The organism is Rhodoferax sp. GT1R46 (genome assembly GCF_056521285.1).
The window spans coordinates 24,153-41,365 of record NZ_JBWMBC010000004.1; the positions used below are offsets into that span (position 1 = coordinate 24,153).

Annotated in this window: 19 protein-coding genes and 3 pseudogenes; 7 read left to right on the plus strand and 15 right to left on the minus strand. The window is 57.2% G+C overall.

Annotated features, from left to right (window positions below):
• From AC097W_RS10460 to AC097W_RS10490, 7 genes are all read left to right on the plus strand, one after another.
• Complete coding sequence (locus AC097W_RS10460; RefSeq protein WP_479602501.1) at positions 1–1,068, plus strand: hypothetical protein; 1,068 nt, start codon at positions 1–3, stop codon at positions 1,066–1,068.
• Entirely contained in the window at positions 1,061–2,155 is a 1,095-nt protein-coding gene (locus tag AC097W_RS10465) for a glycosyltransferase (RefSeq protein ID WP_479602503.1), read from the plus strand. The genes AC097W_RS10460 and AC097W_RS10465 overlap by 8 nt, the downstream gene beginning before the upstream one ends.
• A 339-nt stretch (positions 2,156–2,494) precedes the next feature.
• Positions 2,495–3,616 carry a glycosyltransferase family 4 protein gene (locus AC097W_RS10470; protein ID WP_479602505.1) on the plus strand — a complete coding sequence of 374 codons (1,122 nt, stop codon included), beginning with the start codon at positions 2,495–2,497 and terminating at the stop codon, positions 3,614–3,616.
• Positions 3,613–4,590 (plus strand): UDP-glucose 4-epimerase family protein, encoded by a 978-nt coding sequence (locus AC097W_RS10475; protein WP_479602507.1) that lies wholly within the window; start codon positions 3,613–3,615, stop codon positions 4,588–4,590. Before AC097W_RS10470 ends, AC097W_RS10475 begins: the two co-directional genes overlap by 4 nt.
• Positions 4,574–5,134, plus strand: a complete 561-nt coding sequence (locus tag AC097W_RS10480; protein ID WP_479602508.1) for a sugar transferase — start codon at positions 4,574–4,576, stop codon at positions 5,132–5,134. The genes AC097W_RS10475 and AC097W_RS10480 overlap by 17 nt, the downstream gene beginning before the upstream one ends.
• A 220-nt stretch (positions 5,135–5,354) precedes the next feature.
• A complete protein-coding gene (locus AC097W_RS10485) occupies positions 5,355–5,654 on the plus strand; it encodes a hypothetical protein (protein ID WP_479602509.1) in 300 nt (99 codons plus the stop codon).
• A 5-nt stretch (positions 5,655–5,659) separates the two neighbouring features.
• Positions 5,660–5,962: a type II toxin-antitoxin system RelE/ParE family toxin gene (locus AC097W_RS10490; RefSeq protein ID WP_479602510.1), complete on the plus strand. Its 303-nt coding sequence runs from the start codon at positions 5,660–5,662 to the stop codon at positions 5,960–5,962.
• A 131-nt stretch (positions 5,963–6,093) separates the two neighbouring features.
• On the opposite strand, the pseudogene AC097W_RS10495 reads toward AC097W_RS10490, so the two are convergent.
• The 15 genes and pseudogenes from AC097W_RS10495 to AC097W_RS10565 form a co-directional block, all read right to left on the minus strand.
• Positions 6,094–6,519, minus strand: a pseudogene (locus AC097W_RS10495) (lysozyme); the annotation flags it as partial.
• Positions 6,520–6,828: 309 nt separating this feature from the next.
• Positions 6,829–6,993 (minus strand): annotated as a pseudogene (locus AC097W_RS10500) (Arm DNA-binding domain-containing protein); the annotation flags it as partial.
• A gap of 408 nt (positions 6,994–7,401) precedes the next feature.
• Complete coding sequence (locus AC097W_RS10505; RefSeq protein WP_479602511.1) at positions 7,402–7,686, minus strand: type II toxin-antitoxin system RelE/ParE family toxin; 285 nt, start codon at positions 7,684–7,686, stop codon at positions 7,402–7,404.
• Positions 7,683–7,970 carry a CopG family ribbon-helix-helix protein gene (locus AC097W_RS10510; RefSeq protein WP_479602512.1) on the minus strand — a complete coding sequence of 96 codons (288 nt, stop codon included), beginning with the start codon at positions 7,968–7,970 and terminating at the stop codon, positions 7,683–7,685. Before AC097W_RS10510 ends, AC097W_RS10505 begins: the two co-directional genes overlap by 4 nt.
• Positions 7,971–8,408: 438 nt before the next feature.
• Complete coding sequence (locus tag AC097W_RS10515; protein ID WP_479602513.1) at positions 8,409–9,026, minus strand: type IV toxin-antitoxin system AbiEi family antitoxin domain-containing protein; 618 nt, start codon at positions 9,024–9,026, stop codon at positions 8,409–8,411.
• A 119-nt stretch (positions 9,027–9,145) separates the two neighbouring features.
• Positions 9,146–9,400, minus strand: coding sequence for a YpsA SLOG family protein (locus AC097W_RS10520; RefSeq protein WP_479602788.1), 255 nt, complete (start codon positions 9,398–9,400; stop codon positions 9,146–9,148).
• Positions 9,397–11,289, minus strand: coding sequence for a hypothetical protein (locus AC097W_RS10525; RefSeq protein ID WP_479602514.1), 1,893 nt, complete (start codon positions 11,287–11,289; stop codon positions 9,397–9,399). Before AC097W_RS10525 ends, AC097W_RS10520 begins: the two co-directional genes overlap by 4 nt.
• Positions 11,290–11,362: 73 nt before the next feature.
• Complete coding sequence (locus AC097W_RS10530) at positions 11,363–11,779, minus strand: hypothetical protein (RefSeq protein WP_479602515.1); 417 nt, start codon at positions 11,777–11,779, stop codon at positions 11,363–11,365.
• A gap of 21 nt (positions 11,780–11,800) precedes the next feature.
• Complete coding sequence (locus AC097W_RS10535; RefSeq protein WP_479602516.1) at positions 11,801–12,553, minus strand: phage tail tube protein; 753 nt, start codon at positions 12,551–12,553, stop codon at positions 11,801–11,803.
• Positions 12,550–12,765, minus strand: coding sequence for a DUF7210 family protein (locus AC097W_RS10540; RefSeq protein WP_479602517.1), 216 nt, complete (start codon positions 12,763–12,765; stop codon positions 12,550–12,552). The genes AC097W_RS10535 and AC097W_RS10540 overlap by 4 nt, the downstream gene beginning before the upstream one ends.
• Positions 12,766–12,770: 5 nt before the next feature.
• Complete coding sequence (locus tag AC097W_RS10545; protein WP_479602518.1) at positions 12,771–12,974, minus strand: hypothetical protein; 204 nt, start codon at positions 12,972–12,974, stop codon at positions 12,771–12,773.
• 12 nt (positions 12,975–12,986) lie between these two features.
• Entirely contained in the window at positions 12,987–13,991 is a 1,005-nt protein-coding gene (locus AC097W_RS10550) for a major capsid protein (RefSeq protein ID WP_209396597.1), read from the minus strand.
• Between the two features lie 45 nt (positions 13,992–14,036).
• Positions 14,037–14,417, minus strand: a complete 381-nt coding sequence (locus AC097W_RS10555; RefSeq protein WP_479602519.1) for a head decoration protein — start codon at positions 14,415–14,417, stop codon at positions 14,037–14,039.
• A gap of 18 nt (positions 14,418–14,435) precedes the next feature.
• The gene (locus tag AC097W_RS10560) at positions 14,436–15,842 is read right to left on the minus strand and encodes a S49 family peptidase (protein WP_479602520.1); all 1,407 of its coding nucleotides are present in this window, start codon (positions 15,840–15,842) and stop codon (positions 14,436–14,438) included.
• A 2-nt stretch (positions 15,843–15,844) separates the two neighbouring features.
• A pseudogene (locus tag AC097W_RS10565) lies at positions 15,845–17,125 on the minus strand (phage portal protein); the annotation flags it as partial.
• Between the last annotated feature and the right edge of the window lie 88 nt (positions 17,126–17,213).

The following is a 17,213-nucleotide window of genomic DNA, read 5'->3' on the forward strand; positions in this document are numbered from 1 at the left end:
ATGTTCCACATGCGTGTGAGTACCCTCGTGCTGGGAGCCATCTTCTGTCTGCTGCTGGGGCTGTTGGTGATATTCCGGGATGCACTATTGGCGGCGCACATCGACGAGACTATTCATTACGTGGCCTCTGATGCAGCGACATACTTCAGTCTCTACCAAGACTTGTACTCACAGGTCGCAGTGGATGAAGACCCTGTGCTGTTCCTGATCGGTTCGCCAATCCTGTTTATGAGGTTGGCGGACGGTAATCTTTTCCTGATTCAGGCGTGCAACCTGGCGTTGATGGGCCTGACCCTTCGGATCGCACTTGACTGCTTCTCTACCCAGCAGGGGCGTATTGCGTTCATGGCTGGTGCCTTGGTTTTTCCATACTTCTTGCTCGGTTTTCTCAGCCTGAATAAGGAGGTCTACGCGATGTGCTCCGCCATTTTCTTCGCGAGCTACCTCGTGCGAGGCAAATCAATCCATTTGGTTTTTGCGCTTCTTCTCGCCGCGTTCTCTAGGTACTACATGCTTATCGCGATGTTGTCGCTGCTGGTGCTCATTCCGCGCAACCGCGACCCACGGTACCACTGGATTGTTGCCCTGCTCGTGTTCATCTCTCTGGCGGCACCGATCGCGAAGTCCTTGGTGCCGGAATACTCCAGCGAGGGTCTCCTAGACGTATCGGGGGCTTCGGGACTGATCTTCGCCAGCATCATCGATCACTATGGCTATGCGCTTGTCTATCCAATCAAGTACCTGGCGTTAATTCCGCAGCGCGCATACAGCCTTCTAATCGGGTCCGACCGCACCAGTGACGGCATGGAAGCTGTCGTCTCGATCGCTTCGCTCGTTGTAGTTGTGCTTGCTCCCCGCATCCTACTAACAAAGAGTTCCGCAAGCCCGCTCGTACGGAGACTGATCGTTGCGGGGTTTGTTGCACCGATTACGATCATGTGGAGCGATATTATGCATTGGCGCTACTTCTCGTTCGTCTATTTTTTCTTTTTGTTCGCCGTGGTACTGCACTTCGTCGAAAGACGCCGGCTAACCCCTTCGCGGCACGTCGCACCATCGCATGCGTAGCTACATAGTGCTTGTCTCGCCCTCGTACGGGGGCGCAGAAAAACGTTTCTTCGACGTCTTCACCAGCTTGCGGCGCAGCGGTGCAGACGTGGTCTTGGTTGCACCCTCAAGCCTCGTTGACCAACTGAAGACCGATCACCAGGATCGCCAGGACGTATTGGCGGCGCTGGTATCAGTGACTATGGGAGGATGGAGCCGTCTCGAGTTTGTGCGCAGGTTTCGCAGGCTACTACAAACCTTGCCGCGCGGCGGCAGCTACCACTACCCACTCAACTGCCTGTGGCCGCTACACATCGGGAGGGGCGACAGGGTATCGATGTCGGTTGCCGACTGCACGAGCGTGCCGGGCCCGTTCGCCTACAAGCGCACCAACGTCTGGGATTGGTTTTCGTTTTTCTTCGTCGCCAAGATCGATGTTCTCAGTCCTGCCATCTTTACGGCAATGAGAAGATACCGCATGGCTACGCGGATGAGTCTGACGCCCGGCGGCACTTACCTGGTTCCGCCGCCGCCCGTCGCATCCGGCAAGTCGCCAACGATTGTTTTTCTCGGGCGACTGGTCCCAGGCAAGGGCGTCGATCACTTTCTTGATGTGGTGCCGGACCTGTGGGCTCGACTGAGTGATACGGCGCCGCAGGGCTTTGCATTCCAGATCGCAGGCTATGGTTCACTGGAAGATCACGTGGCTATCCGCGTGATGACGCTGGCACGGTCAGGTGTGCCTATCACCTTTATCGGCTATGCGGCCGCAGAACCGCTGCTGGCGCGGGCCGCCGTCTTGTTGTCGATGCAGGAAGTCACCAACTACCCATCAAGGGTGGTAGCTGAAGCTTTGTTGGCCGGTTGCGGTGTCATCGTTCGCGATACAGGCGATTCCCGTGAGTTCGGTGACGACCTGCCTGGCTTGGTCTACTGCCAGGCCAAGTTGGATGCACGGGAGATGGCGGCCCAGCTCGCAATGCTGCTAGATAGCGTCATGTTCGATCCCGGATTCCCCGACGGGGTTCGCGATGCCGCCCTTGCAAGGTTCAGCTCGAAGCATTACATCGACTATTTCTACAATGTCATTTCTATCGAGACAACGTGACTCACGAGGGCAAGCGCAGCACTTGGAGGCAACATACGGTTTGTTTGAGCGATCTCTCCGGTGAGAACGTGTCAGTACTGCATTCGAAGAACGCGAATGGTTGAGCACCGGGTGTTCAAACAACTTGGGGCCGCAGATAATATGTGCCCAGCGATAGAGAAACGTCATTACGTCTTGCTACCCCTATATTTTCAGAGAACGCTCCGAATACACATGTTAGTTGAAATTCATTACGATGGGCCGCTAGGGAAAAGCATCAACAACACTTGCTACCAACACGTCGTGGTTCGGGGCGACACCAGTCTCAGCACAAGCACAGAAAAAGTATCTTATTAACGTATGCGTTTCGCACTAATAACAAGCCAAGCATTTTCTTTGTCAAATTTCCGTGGCCCATTAATTTCAGCCCTTGTTTCTCAAGGCATTGAGGTATTGGCAATAGCACCTGATTATGATGAATCGACGCGGGCATCTGTTCGCGCGTTTGGTGCCGTGCCGATAGATTGCTCGTTCAGCCGAACAGGCGTAAATCCAATTCGCGATGGCCTTGATACGCTAAGGTTGGCATTACTGTTGCGCCGTTTACGGCCCGACGTCACACTCGGTTATTTTATAAAGCCGGTTATTTTTGGTACATTGGCGGCCTGGTTGGCAGGTGTACCTCGGCGGGTGGCGATGATTGAGGGTTTGGGTTATGTCTTTACTGATTCAGGTAAACGTCAGCCCTTGCTACGCAAATTATTGCGTAGTTTGGTCAGCAGGCTTTACCGATTTGCACTTGCAAGGGCGCACAAAGTCATCTTTTTGAACAGTGATGACATTAACGAATTTGTTTCGGCAGGTTTGGTGCAAGAAGCCAAAGTCATCAAACTGGGCGGCATTGGGGTCGATTTGGAAGACTGGCCATTGACGAAACCCTTCAATCAACCAATAACTTTTTTGCTTGTAGCTCGATTACTGCGGGAAAAAGGTATTCTGGAATACGTTGAAGCGGCCCGACTGGTAAAGGGTCACTATCCTGAGGTGCGCTTTGTACTCTTAGGTGGGTTAGACCCCAATCCTGGCAGTTTAGATCAGTCTGAAGTTCAAGCCTGGGTAACAGAGGGTCTACTGGAATGGCCTGGCCACGTGGCGGTCAAGCCCTGGCTAGTACAGGCCAGCGTTTTTGTGTTGCCGTCTTATCGTGAAGGCGTTCCTCGCAGCACGCAGGAGGCCATGGCGATGGGGCGGGCCGTGATTACGACTAATGCACCGGGCTGTCGTGAGACGGTGGACGAAGGGGTTAACGGCATGCTGGTGCCCGTGCGTGATGTGCCTGCCTTGGCCAACGCCATGCTGCGCTTTGTGGAAACCCCCGCACTCATTGCGACACTGGGGCGTGAGAGTAGGCGTCTGGCTGAAGAGCGTTTTGATGTCTGCAAGATCAACGCACGCTTGTTAACCATTTTGGGGGCTTCGTGAAAGAGCCTTTGCTTAAGATTGCCGTTACTGGTGCTGCTGGTCTTGTAGGTCGGGCGCTCGTGGAGCAGTTAGTGGCGCTGGGGCGGGTTGATGTGTTGGCGTTGACACGGCACTCCATCGCGAATCCAGTGGCCGGGGCGGTGTACATTCCCGTTGGGGACTTAACTTCGCAAACTCAGTGGCATAGGGCGTTGGATGACGTTCATACCGTGGTTCACTGCGCCGCACGGGTCCACGTCATGCACGACACCGAGGCCGACCCGCTAACGGCTTTTCGCGCCGTCAACGTGCAAGGCACTTTGAACCTGGCCCGCCAAGCTGCAGCGGCAGGGGTCAAGCGGTTTGTGTTTATCAGTTCGGTCAAAGTCAATGGCGAGAGCACTGAGCCCGGCCGAGCGTTCACTGAAGCCGATACGTCGAATCCGCAAGACGCTTACGGCTTGAGCAAGCACGAGGCCGAGCAGGGTTTACGCCAGCTGGCTGTGAACACCGGCATGGAGGTGGTCATCATCCGCCCGCCGCTGGTGTATGGCCCCGGCGTCAAGGCCAACTTTGCCGCCCTCATGCGCGCCGTGCAGCGCGGCTGGCCCTTGCCGCTGGGCGCGGTGCGCAATCAGCGCAGCCTGGTGGCCCTTAGCAATTTGGTGGATTTCATCGTTACCTGCATCACCCACCCCCAAGCGGCCAACCAGACTTTTTTAGTAAGTGATGGGCATGACCTGTCCACCACTGAGCTGGTGCGTGGCATGGCGCAGGCATCCGGGGTGCCCGCACGTTTGCTGCCGGTGCCGGTGTGGGCCTTGCAAGCGGGTGCAACGCTATTGGGCAAGGGTGATGCGGTGCAACGGCTGTGCGGCAATTTGCAGGTGGATATTTCTAAAGCTCGCAGTCTTTTGGGCTGGGTTCCGCCGGTTTCGGTGCACGAGGGGCTGCGGCGGGCGGTGGGGAATGTGTTGCATGAAAAGACTGTTTGATTTGATCGCAGTCGCTTGCGCTGGGATTGTATTGTTGTTGCCGATTGTGCTGGTCGCCTTGGCGGTGCGCCTGACTTCAAAAGGGCCAGCCCTGTATTGGTCTGACCGGGTGGGGCGCAACAACACCATTTTCAAAATGCCCAAGTTCCGCAGCATGCAGATCGGTACCCCTGCGGTGGCGACCCACTTGCTAAGCAACCCGGATGCGTACTTTACGCCCATCGGCAGCTTCTTGCGCAAAAGCAGCCTGGACGAGCTGCCGCAGTTGTGGAGCATTCTGCTAGGCGACATGAGTTTTGTGGGGCCGCGCCCTGCCCTGTTTAACCAGCACGACTTGATTGAATTGCGTACCCAGCAAGGTGTGCATGCGCTGGTGCCCGGCCTGACCGGCTGGGCGCAAGTGAATGGCCGCGATGAGCTGCCAATCCCGGAGAAGGTCAAGCTGGATGTCGATTACTTGCACCGCCAGTCGCTGTGGTTTGATATGCGGATTTTGTGGCTGACGTTCGTTAAGGTGCTGCGCCGTGATGGGGTGTCGCATTGACGTGTGGGGTTGGATTCCAGCCGATTTATAGCTTTTAGGGCTGTAGCCCCCGTCAACACTGCGTGAGTAGCTATTATTTTTGAATAGTACGGCGATGTGACGCAGCGCTCGTGCGGTAATTTGTCGGCGGGTAAAAAGACCTGGACCTGTGTTAAATTCGTAAGGTAGTCAAATTTGACTACCTTACGAATTGGAGCAAGAAATGCCCAGCATCAGCATAGTGAGTAAACCCACAAGTTTGAAATTGCCTGTTGCGCTCAAAACGCAACTTGAAAATGACGCGCGGCGTGTGGGCTTAAGTCTGCACGCATTCATGGTGCAGACCTTGGCCGACTCGGTACGCCGCACACGTCTGCGTGAAGCATTTACGCAGGATGCCCTGACCGCATTGACCGACATGAAGGCCAGTGGGTTGGGCTACGAACTCGGTGATGTCCGTGCCTATTTTTCAGAGTTGGTCAGTCATCGCAAAGGGCTGCAAGCCAAGCCGCAAGACCTTGCGCCAACGCGCATGGGTTGATTTTTATGTCTGACGTATTTCTGAGCCAGGCCGCATTTGATGATTTGATTCGATTGGAGGAGTTTCTTGCCGCGTCAGATGATCCGATGGCTGGTGAGTTACTTGGTTTCATCCTGGATGCTTTGCAAGTTTTGACGCATCAGCCTGGTATCGGACGGCCAGTTGAGGGGGGGCTGCGAGAACTCATTATTTCGCGTAGGCGCAGCAGTTATCTGGCGCGCTACGAACTGGACGATGCCCGCGACCTGGTTCTTGTGGCACGCATTCGCCACCAACGGGAATCAGGGTACTCGGAGGGTGAGTTTTAAAGGGGACGCTCCGCTGCGGTGGCCCCTGCAATGTGCGCCGCAGCTGGCGGCCAAGGATGCAGCGGCGAAGACGCTGGCAGAGGCGGAGGTGTTTGGCTGATGGGGTGCGCCGAATGGTCGATGGGATGAATTCGTGCCACCAAGCCTGGCAACACCCGGCCACCACCATGAACCCATTTTCGCAGCTCCAGTGCAGCATTGGCCCAATCCATTTGGTTGATGCGTCGGCGCAGGGTTGAAGTCTGCAGCCGCCCGGCGCCCAGGTTGAAGGTGAAGTCCACGATGGCCGCAATGCGTACCTCAGGCTCGTTAGCGAGCACAGGGCAATACCGCAGTGTGGCAGCGAGCGCTGTCGTCAGGTCTTGGGCCAGATAGACCTCGGCTTCAGTTTCAGTGATCGGCGGGTGGTCTGGCTTGCACAGATGCCCAAACCCGATGGTGTGATATCCAGCCGGGCAGACGTACGGGTAAGCCCGCCCAGGGTCGTTCTTGGGCACCCTGTGAAAACCTTCGAACCGCTTGGCAAGCAGAACGGCTGCGGTGGGCACCTCAATCATGACTTCGCTCGATCCCAAACCCGACCGACGAACCGGAAATTCAGCACGCCAGACCACAGCGCCTGATCAGCACCCGTCCAGGCAACTTGCACAGCTTCAACCCAAGCAGCCCCACCATTAAGGGCCGCAAAGAAAGCCGTTCCTTTGGCCGTGCAGTACTGGTCCAGGCGACGCTGGCCTCCAAACCTCACGGTGCCAAGAAGGGCCAGGTTCGCACGGAACGCCCGGCATTGCTCAAGGGCTTGATCTTTACCTCTGACGGTCGCGCCATGACGCCACATTCGACCAAAGGCAATGGCGGGCGGCTATACCCAAAGCCATGCGCCCCTCTTTGCCATCTGCGTATGTTTTCCAAAACCACCGCTTTGACCCTGCCGGACTAACTTCCAGATACAAGCTTCCCACATCGGTGAAGCGTTCCCGCTTCTTGCCCGGTGGGCAAGTTGCATTTTTGCATTCTGAATCAGTCAGCATGGATTTCCCCTATGAAACCGGGGAACAAATCTAGAAAGTGTCCCGTTTACCCCGGTTGTTCCCCTATATGTTCCCCGGTTTCACCATGACAGCCAATAGCGGTCCATATAGGCTATTGAAATGTAAGTCATTGATTTACCAAAGAAAAAGGCCGCTAAGTGGTTATCCTTAGCGGCCTTTGTCAGGGGGTATGGTGGTGGGGCCGCACCCCCTGTCAAACCCAGCGAACTGGGCTCTTTTTAGCTGCCAATGGCTGCTGCGAAGAAGTGCGGAAACCCCTAACATCAGCGGCAGTCTATCAGAGGCTGATGGGCCGCCCCATCAAAAACTGCCTTCACCAGTTCAAATCCGCACTCGACACTTGAACCGCCGTCCGCAAATATCAGAACCCCGTGTCATTAGAGCTGCTCAGCGATCAGCAGGAGGCCACTGCATGGCAGCGTGGAGCACGCGCAGAATCCGTACCGAGTCTTCGGTGGTGTCGTAAATCAGGATGTAGTTTTTATGGACCACCAGCTCGCGCGTCCCTGTGACTCGGCCAATCCGCCCAAGTCCAGGGTGATCAATCAGATTGCGAACCTTCTGAGAAAACAACTCGTCCAGGTTCAACGCTGCCAGTGGATTGTCGGCTTCGATGTAGTCGTAGATTGCGCGGCGGTCATCAAGCGCTTCGGGGGTCCAGAAAAGCCTCACGATTTGACGTTAAGTTTTTGCCGGGTTTGCTCTCTGCGCTTGGCAAACTCTGCCTCAACATCTTCTGCCGCGACAAGGTTGCCCGAGTTCGCAGAATCCAATCCTTCCTGCACTTGGCGACGGAACCACAGATCATGGTCAGCCGCTTCTTGTTGCTTTTTCACGAAGTCGCGCATGAAGTCACGCAAGAGTTGTGCGCCAGTCCGGTCACGGGCCTTGGCAGCCGTTGTAAAACTTTCCTTCAGTTCTTCTTCGACACGAAAGGTAAAAGTAGCTTCAGTCATTGCATTCACCCGATGTGTTACAGGATAAGTGCAATGTAGCACAATCACTGGGGATTGTAATTCATCACTTGGCTTAGGGTTGAAAACACGCCTTCATGGAGTACCACCAACTCATTCGGAAGGAAACTCGTGGAAACCAAACATCTGGGGCAAAAACAACTGGCAGCCCGTTGGAGCATCAGCGAGGCCAGTCTTGAGCGCTGGCGTAGCGAAGGCATTGGCCCGAAGTTCCTAAAACTCCCTGGCCGCGTCCTCTACCGGCAAGTCGATATCGAAGCCTTCGAAGAGTCCTGTCTGTCAACATCGACAAAGACACTGGCTGGGCCGGTTACAGCAGACCCTCCAGACCGTAATGCGTCAGCGTCAAATTGAAGTCTTGCTTGGTCGCATCCGCGTGTTGCTTCAAACGCGCCCGGACCGATGCAGACAGATTTCGACTCATGTTGTCACGCTTTCCAGGTATGGGCGCATGACATTGGCCACGCGGTCAACCGTCGCGAAATGCCAGATTTCGTCCATTGTGAATTTTCGTTGCACCCAGCCATCGCGCAGGGCTTCCAGGGCAACGTCCAGTCCAATTTTGTTGCGGTATTTGAAGCAGTCCGCCACGGTTTTGGCGGCGTTAAAAACCTGCACGCTCACGCCATCAACCTGCAGTTGTTCAATGCCATCCGTGAATGCCACTCCTGACATCCGCACGGGGCGAATTTTGGGCTGGTCAAGTCTTGGAATGGGTGCCCGATGTTCAATGGCAAGCCAGACCTCAAAAGGTGCCTGCGTCCCGATGCCATGCACCCGCAGTGCCGAAAGTAGGCAAACAACTCCGTGCGGTACACGCAGCGCCACTTCCGCCAGGGACCGGTGCTCGCTGATTGCCTGCCCTGGCAGGCCATAAACTCCTCGGGCAACTCTTTCGAGCTTCCCTGCGGCGACCAGTCGGCTGAGCACTATGGTTGGCAGTTGCTGCTGCGCTAGGTCCCGAGCACGCAGCAGCGGTCTTGCCCTGGCAAGTTCAAGGACAGCCTGCTCATGCGTCGGATTGGGCCGAAAATTCATAGTGCAAGTATGTTGCAATATCTATGCATTTGTCAATAAATTACACACTATAGCAACAAACATGCTTACTTGATCATCCATTCTTCCTGACTTGGTACAAACGTCTGACTTGCGGTGACTCAAGATAGTGAGGCATCGACTTCGTTCAGCAATTCACGTGTCAGTCGGTATATGCCCGGTCGTTTGCTTTCTCGCGGGCCAGCGACATTCAGGGTCTTGATTTCGTGCTGACGCAGCCATTCGAGAACGCACTTCGCCGATTCCCCGCTAACGCCCTGATCGGCCTGAACCAGAAGGAACGGCTTGTTCAATCGCTCAGCGAAGACCTGGGTGGCCAGTGTCCCCCCATCCATTTCACCGCAATTAACAATCAGCGTGCCATCACTCTCCTCAACATTACGGCGTGTACGCTGCCGGTAACCGACGAGAACGTGACCGTGCCAGCTTCGAGGTCTGCGGAGTAGCCAGTATTGATGACATTGCCGTCTGCACCAATCACACGGACCCGGCTCAGGCGCACCCGAGCGCAGTTGATGACTTGGTTATTGGAGACCGTTGCAGTGATGCTGGCCGTGTGGCCCAGAACGGCAAAACCACCGGGTCGAAAGATTGACACTTTCCCGTCCTGTGGCAGGCGTACAGGGTCGAGTCCCAGGATGTCTGCATCCAATGGCAGGTAAGTGAACCCTACTGCGTTGAAGCGAATGGTGTCGGCAAACACGGGAGCGGGTTTGAAGATCTTGCCATCCGTTCCAACCCCGGAGGCCGAGTACCAAACTTGTGTCTCATTGCCAGCGGCCACCACATACGCGCCAAAGCGCAGGCGAACCACGCCCGTCTCATAGTCCACATGGCCGGAGACATCGACCCCAACGAAATCTCCAGACGTGTTGGCCGAGACACTAACCAGCCCACCGGCCAAGCGTGTGGCCAGCACTTGAACAGACCCGGTGCGCAGAGGTGCCACAGGCGCGCGAAAAGTCACCTCATCCACCGGATGACCATCCATAGAGGTCAACATCGATTTGACTGACACTGCCGAACTGGCCCCGGTGGTCCAAGCATCCAGGGTCACTTCGCCCGACTGGTAGTTCAGCGTGCCCGCCTTGGTGGCATTACCCGTGGCAACGTCCAGGTTGTAGTAAAGATTGCCAGCGCGGTCAAAGTAGGTCTTGCCGCCCATTGTGAAGTTGACGCTGCCCGGAACGATGTTCTCGGAATACTGATTGGTCAGGTCAAACTTGAGTGCGTCAGTGGAGATCGGTGCACTGATAGACGAATCCGCATCCATCGTGCGGTACTTCACGCTCACATGCGCCGATTCGTCGTTGGGCATATTGGCACCGACCGGGTAGTACTCCCATCCCTGAAAAAGCCACCGTCGCATGGCAAAGCCCTGCGGCGAATTCCCAAGAGAAACCCATGCGTACTGAGCCCGGGGCATCCCCACCGTGGTTTCCGTCTTCAAACTGAGAATCCCAGTGGTGTAGTTCACGGTGCCGTGGTCCGCACCGAGCGTGTCCCGCAGACGCCCCAGACCATCGTCGCGCACGGTCTTGTAAGGGTCGCGCGGGGGGAACGCCGTCATGGTCACCGGGTCATACGGGTTGTACAGAAGGTTCCAGGTGACCTCCACCGTGTTGGGCCGCAAATTTGCCTTGCTCAGCGTCAACGGCACCTCACCATTGATATCACGCAGCGGCGCAGGAAATTCCTGCACATCCGGTGGCCCATATGCGTAGCCCACGGTGTAGACCTGACCGCCAGCAGGTAACAGCGTTGGCTGCAGCTGAATCAATCCCGTTTGATACCGGATGGTGCCGGTGGCGCTACCGGAGATGTTTCCCTTGCCATCGTCTGAAGCCGTACGCGCGGTGCCGTCATTCCAAGTGATCACGACCGTGCCCGGCGTGATGCCTGTTTGCGCCAGTTGGAGTGGGATTTTGAGAGGCGGAAGATTGGCGGCAGCGCGGTTGATGTAATTCACCCGGGAGCCCCAGTTCAGGATGATTTCACCACCCACGTCGGGCAGTGCACCCAAGGTGACCGCCACCGTGCCGGTGACGTAGCTCACGGTTCCTGCACCGAACGCCACGTCTGCCCCCACCAGTTTGCCCCCACCGTTGTCGCGCAAGTCGTACCACTTCCCGTTGGATCGGTAGCTCACCCGCGTTGTGGCGGGCGCAGGTGGCGGACTGATGGTCTGGATGTAGTTGTAGGCGCGCGTTTCTTGTGAAACAAAGATGCCAGCCGAGTCCGCCAACTGCAGTGGTGCGCCAGCGGCCTTGTAGGTAATTGTCTTGGTGCCACCAATCGACGGAGATGGCCGTTCGCGATCAGGCGCTGGATGGCATCGAACCAGACGCCGGGGCCAGCGGCGCGGCCGGGACTGGAGCGAGGTTTTTGGCCTGCGTGAACAGACCGTCCAGTTTGGGCATCACCGTCCGGGTAAAAAAATCCGCGTTCACCTCAATCACCTTGGCTGCCAGCAAGATGGCCTCGTCGGCGGCCAGATCGTCGACCCACTGGCGCGGTTTGCCCACCGCAATGGCAATTGCGGACAGCAGATCGTCGCCACGCTCGCCAAATAGGGTGAGCCAGTCGATCTCGGTGCGGCTTAAGTGCTGCATTACCGGCGAAATCGTTCGCAAAAAGGCAGGCATCTGGCCAACCTTGAGTGGTTTGATGGCCAGCGTCTCGCCATTCACAGTCAACTCAAGCGCCTGCGGGATGAGTTTTTCCAGATCGGTCATGGTGATTTCCCCTTTTTTTGGCTACAACTGAATGATTCGGCCAAATTGGCCCAGCGCCGCGTCGAAGGGCTTGGTGGCATCGGCCAACAAAGAACCTTCCATTTCGAACTTGTTGTAGTCATCCGAGATGAAAGAGATTTCCTTCAAAGGATCGAAGGCCACGCGGTACAACTCGACCAGCACCTTGGCATTGCCTTGCGCGGTGTTGAGCCCTTCCAGACGCAAGTAGCGTTCTGGCAGCGGTTGCGTGAAAATTCCAATCTCGGTGGTCACACCAAAGCCGTAGCTGGCCTTGAACGGGGCCGTAAAACCGGTGACCTCCAGAAACTGGATGGCACCGAAATCAGTCTCGGCGGTGTAGTTTGTGCCCAGCGCCAGGGTTGCCGGTATGGCGGCCGAATCCGTGACGACCAAGGTCGAAACCTTGGGATGGGCCAGAAAATAGCGGTCCCCAATGACGGGGGCTGCCCCGCCAAGCGGCTCGCCGGTCACGGTACCGGCAGCACCTGTCACAAAGTTGCCGTACAGCGCCAGGGCGAGGTTTTCCTTGGTGAATTCCTCAATGGTCAGTTTGACCGTGGCGGACTTTTGCTTGACCATGCGGTGGTCCAGCGTGCGCTGACCGGTCTGGCTCTCGTAGTGCTCCAGCACATCGGTTTTGAGGGAGAGTTTGAGTTCGGCCACATTGCCGGGAGACCGGACTTCAATGGGCTCGCCATTGGCGTCGCGTTTACCGAGGTAGACACGGCCTTGGAAGGATGCATAGGTGCTCATGGCTTGGGTTCCTTAAAGTGTTTGGAAGGGTGGGACGGATTGACTGCGGCTGTCTCAGTGCTGGAGACAAATTTCTGGGTCGATGGTTCTGGTCGGGCGATACCCTGTGCCAGCAGCCACTCAAACGTTGGTGCATCGACCTCAAGTCGCGCACCGACCTGGAAGGTTTTGCCTGCGTGGGTGTGCGGTTTCAAAAGAACAAGTTGTGGCATCGTGGTCATCCAATCAGTGAAAGGTCATGGGCCATGGTTCGATAGCTGAACTGGTACCGGATGGCATAGTCCCGACTGACACCCAGACCGCTAAGCACATCCTCATCAGGTGCACGGAAGTCAACCATGACCTCCGTGCTTTCGAAGAAGGCCTTCTGAAGCATTCCCGCGTTGGCCGCCGCGCAGTAGAGAAATTCAACGCTGAGCATCAGACAGATTCGTTACGCCACGGTCAGCTTGACCAAAACACCCGGACGGTGGCACATGGGCAGCGGATTGGCCTGCGTATGCAGATCCGTGCCACGCTCGAACTTGCGTGGCTGCTGCTTTGCATACAGAACCTGCCCCAGCGTGTTGGCGGTCTCGTTAAAGTCCGCCGGTGCAAAGTAGGTACTGAAGGTGTCAATCGTGCCCAAGGGGAATGCGTGCGCCTCACCAGCGGCAATGAAGCGCCGCGATACACCGCTGAAGTCGGTTGCCTGACCACGGTATTCCTCGAAGGTGATACCCCCAAAGGTGAAGCCTGCGCGCATGTCGTTGATGAGCACAGCGCCTTGCTGCCAATAGGTGTAAGCCTTCTCGACCTTGGCGTGACCTGTGAGCGCATCAAAGAACTCGGGCGAGCACAGCACGTGAATTCCAGTCATGAATTCACCTTTGAGGTTGTCCTCCAGATGACGTAGCACCTCGGCGCATTTGGTCTTGACGTTGGTATTGGCATTGCCCAGATCGAAAGGCACGGTCGCAGGCGAGATGCCAAACTCGTCGTACAGGTCGTAGATCACCGAGCCGTCAGCGTCCAGGATCACACCCTTGAGTGCGCCCATGCGCAGATGTTCGAGTGTGATGGCGTGCTTGTTGCGCATGGTCTCCAGGTGGCGGGCCATAACGCCTGCCACGCTCTCCATCTCGGTCTCAGAGCCAAAGGCCCGGATGCCCTGGACTTCTTCCGGCAAGACCACATCGTCATGGGGAATATGGGGGATCACAAAGGAGCGCACCTTGCGCTTGCCACGGGTTCCCACCGTTCCGGGGGAGCCCGGAGGCATGGTGGGCAGCAGGTTCAGGACACCGTTTTGCTCTTCCACGATGACCTGGCGGGTGCGTACTGGCTTGACTGGAAAAAGGTTCAAGGCCTCCATGCGACCGTAACGGTTGGGGATGATGTTGATGGCGGCGGTGAGCGCGGCCATCGAAAACGCGGGAGTGTTGAATGGATTGTTCATGGTGAGGTGTCCGATCAAGGTTAAAAATCAAGCCAATCAGGCCAATCAAGCGGATTGGCGAATCAAGATGCCGAGTGACGCCAGCTGCGCGGTGATGGCTGCTTGCTGAGCGGTGGAAATCTCCACCGGCCAAACGACAGCTTTGGATGCGACCACGCCATGACGGGCGAGGATCAAAGCGTCTTCACGGTCGATGAGCGTGGCATCCACCGCTCCCAGAAGGATTCCCACCGGAAGGTTGGATCCATCTTCAGCGCCAGGGTCGAGTTGCTTGACCTTGGCGGTGGCAGTCACACGCCCGACGATGCAACCCAGCCCTAGGTTCTGGCCTGCCTCCACCGTGACTACATCGCGCGAGTAGTTGAGGCTGTCTTCCTCGTACTTAACGAGGTCGCCCAAGTTGAGGGCTTCATTGATGACGTTCATGGCTTGGATCCTTCCGAGTTAAATCTTTTGGGTGAGTTTTTTGACCGCTGCCATCAAGGCACCGGCGTCGCCAGCAGCGCCCGCACTTTTAGGTGCTGCGTCAGGGGCGATGAGTGAGGTGATCTCTTCGCTCTGTGCACGGCTGGCCAGCAGGGTCTGGCGCACCTGAGATGCCGAAAGGCCTTGGGTAAGAAACGTGGCAATGCGATTGCTTTGCCCGGCAAGTTGGCACAGCTCGGCAATGGAAATAGCCTGGGCAACGGCCTCCGCCTTGGCTGAATGGACCGCTGTTGAGATGGCGACGTCGTTCACTGTGGGTGCCAATGGAGGCAACGGTGTCGCTGGTGTCACTGGTGCCACTGACGGTGTTGGCGAGGGTGCCTTCACGGTCGTGTCAGCAGGTGCAGTTTCTTTGCGCTGCACCTGATCAGCTTCAGCAGTTGCGTCGTCAGGGTCGGCGATCGCCGTATCTTTCGTTGTTTCTGGATTCATACGAATCTCCTTGGAGTTGGTTTGGAGGACAAGGGAGGCGCTGGACTGAACGTCCAAGGTTTTGGCACTGATCACGCGGGAAGCCACTCCTCTCACGTTTCTTGCGCCCAGGTAGGCGGTGAACTCGGATACCACCTGATCCGCACTGGCAAGCGAGTCTGCAAGGCCACAGCGAACCGCATCTGGTCCGAAAAACAGACCGGCTTGGGTTTCGCGTATGGTTTTGGCTTGCATCCCTCGCATGGACACCACGTGGTCCACAAACAGGCCGTAGAGTCGATCCACTTCGGTCTGCAGTCGGCCAAGCGCTGCTTTGTCGATAGGCTCATGCGGGGACAGATCGTTCTTGAAGTCACCAGCAGATACCGCCGTGAAGCGGTACCCCTCTTGGGCATCGCGAACCGACTGGTCCACATGCATGGCAATGACACCAATGGAGCCAACACCAGCGGTCTGCGTGACAAACACCCGGGATGCTGCGCAGGCAATGGCGTAGGCTGCAGAAAACGCCGAGTCACACGCCAGCGCCCAGACCGGCTTGATGGCATCGACGCCGCGAATACGCTGTGCCAGCTCAAACACGCCACCAGCCTCGCCACCTGGAGAGTCGATGTCCAGCAAGATGCCAGACACCGTCGGGTCGGCCGCAGCCGCATCAAGCATCGCAGCAATGTCGCCGTAGGACGTCAACCCGGAAGCAGCATCCAGCGCAATAGCCCGGCGCACCAGCGAGCCGTGCACAGGAACAACCGCAATGCCGGTGGCAGCCATGTGTTGACCTGAAGGGGATGCACGGGGCGGCGGCAAGGCCAGTTCTGACTGAACGGGCCAGTCAATACGAGAACCCAGAACCGAGAGAATGATGTCGAGTTTGGTACGCGCAAGCAGAAGCGGCGTCCCGTACAAACGAGACGCCAGGTGTGGCAACAACATGGTCAGCGTCCTTGTGGAGGAGATTCGGGATGCGGCACCTGCACCTCTTCGGGGGCAGCTGAGGGGGACTTGGTCAATTCGTGCCGGGGGTCGGAATCAAAGACCAGCCCCAGGTCATCGGCGCGTGCGTTGTCGGCAGCAATTTCCCGGTCCACGTCTTCTGCGTCGTAACCGTTGGCGGATATGGCCTCCGAGCGGCTCATGAGGCCGGAGCGAATCGCGGCCTTCATGGCATCGGCCTCTTTGAGCGGATCCACCCACTGCCAGCCCTGTGGAATCCACTTGCAAGCCTGGTACTCACGGCGTTTGGGTTGTGCAGAGCCGTACCCTGGCAACGTCAGCGCGCCTTCGATAACCGCTTGGTCCATCCATGCCGCCCAGATCGGACGGCACAGTTGATGCACGATGACGCCGTGCTGCAAGGACTCCACCCGGCGTCGAAACTCCAGGAGCCCGGCCCGAATGGATGAGTAGTTGACCTGTGTCAGGTCGCCCGTGAGTTGCTCATAGGTGACACCCATGGCAGCGGCCACCGCGCGAAACTGCATACGCAGGAATTCGGAATAAGAACCGCCCACGTCTGCAGGCTGAGAAAATTTGATGTCTTCCCCTGGCTCGAGGATTTGCATCGTGCCGGGCTCCAAACCTGCCAGCGCGACTCCGTTGGAGTCAGCATTGCCTTCGCCCATCAGGCTGTCCTCGGGTGACAGACGGGTCACAAAGCCCGCGAACATGGCGGCAGTTTTCTTGCGCACCAGTTCTGCGTCGTCGTATTGGTCCAGTTCGTTAAGTTTGACCAGCGCACGCGCCAGCCAAGGCTCACCCCGAATCTGGCCCGGGCGAAGCGGCCGGAACAGGTGAATGATCTCTGCAGCATCGACCCGCACGGTGCTCAAGCCACCATCACCCGACATGGGCGCAAGCAATCCGTCCTCCGGGTGCGAGCGATACAGGTGGTACGCCACCCGCCGCCCCAGCCGATCAAACTCAATGCCTGCGCGAATCAGGTTGCCGTTTTCTGCCGTGATGTTCATCTGAACGGGAAGATGCTCGGGCTCTAAAACCTGGATTTGCAGTGCAACACTCAGGACATCGTCAGGCCTGCGGTACCGAAGGCGAATCAGTGCCTCGCCACCTTCGAGCATGGCGCGGCAGGCCATCGCCTGCAGTCCATAAAAGTCGGTGAGTCCAGCTGCATCGGCTTCGACGGTCCAATTGCGCCACAGCGCTTGGACCGCCTCGCGTTGCTGCGCATTGGCCAGCATCGACTGGGGTTTGATACCGACCTACCGCTGTGCGCACCACACTGGCGACGTTGTGCGAACCGTGGGTCACCACCTGACCACCCACGTAGCCAAAGCTCACCCAAAC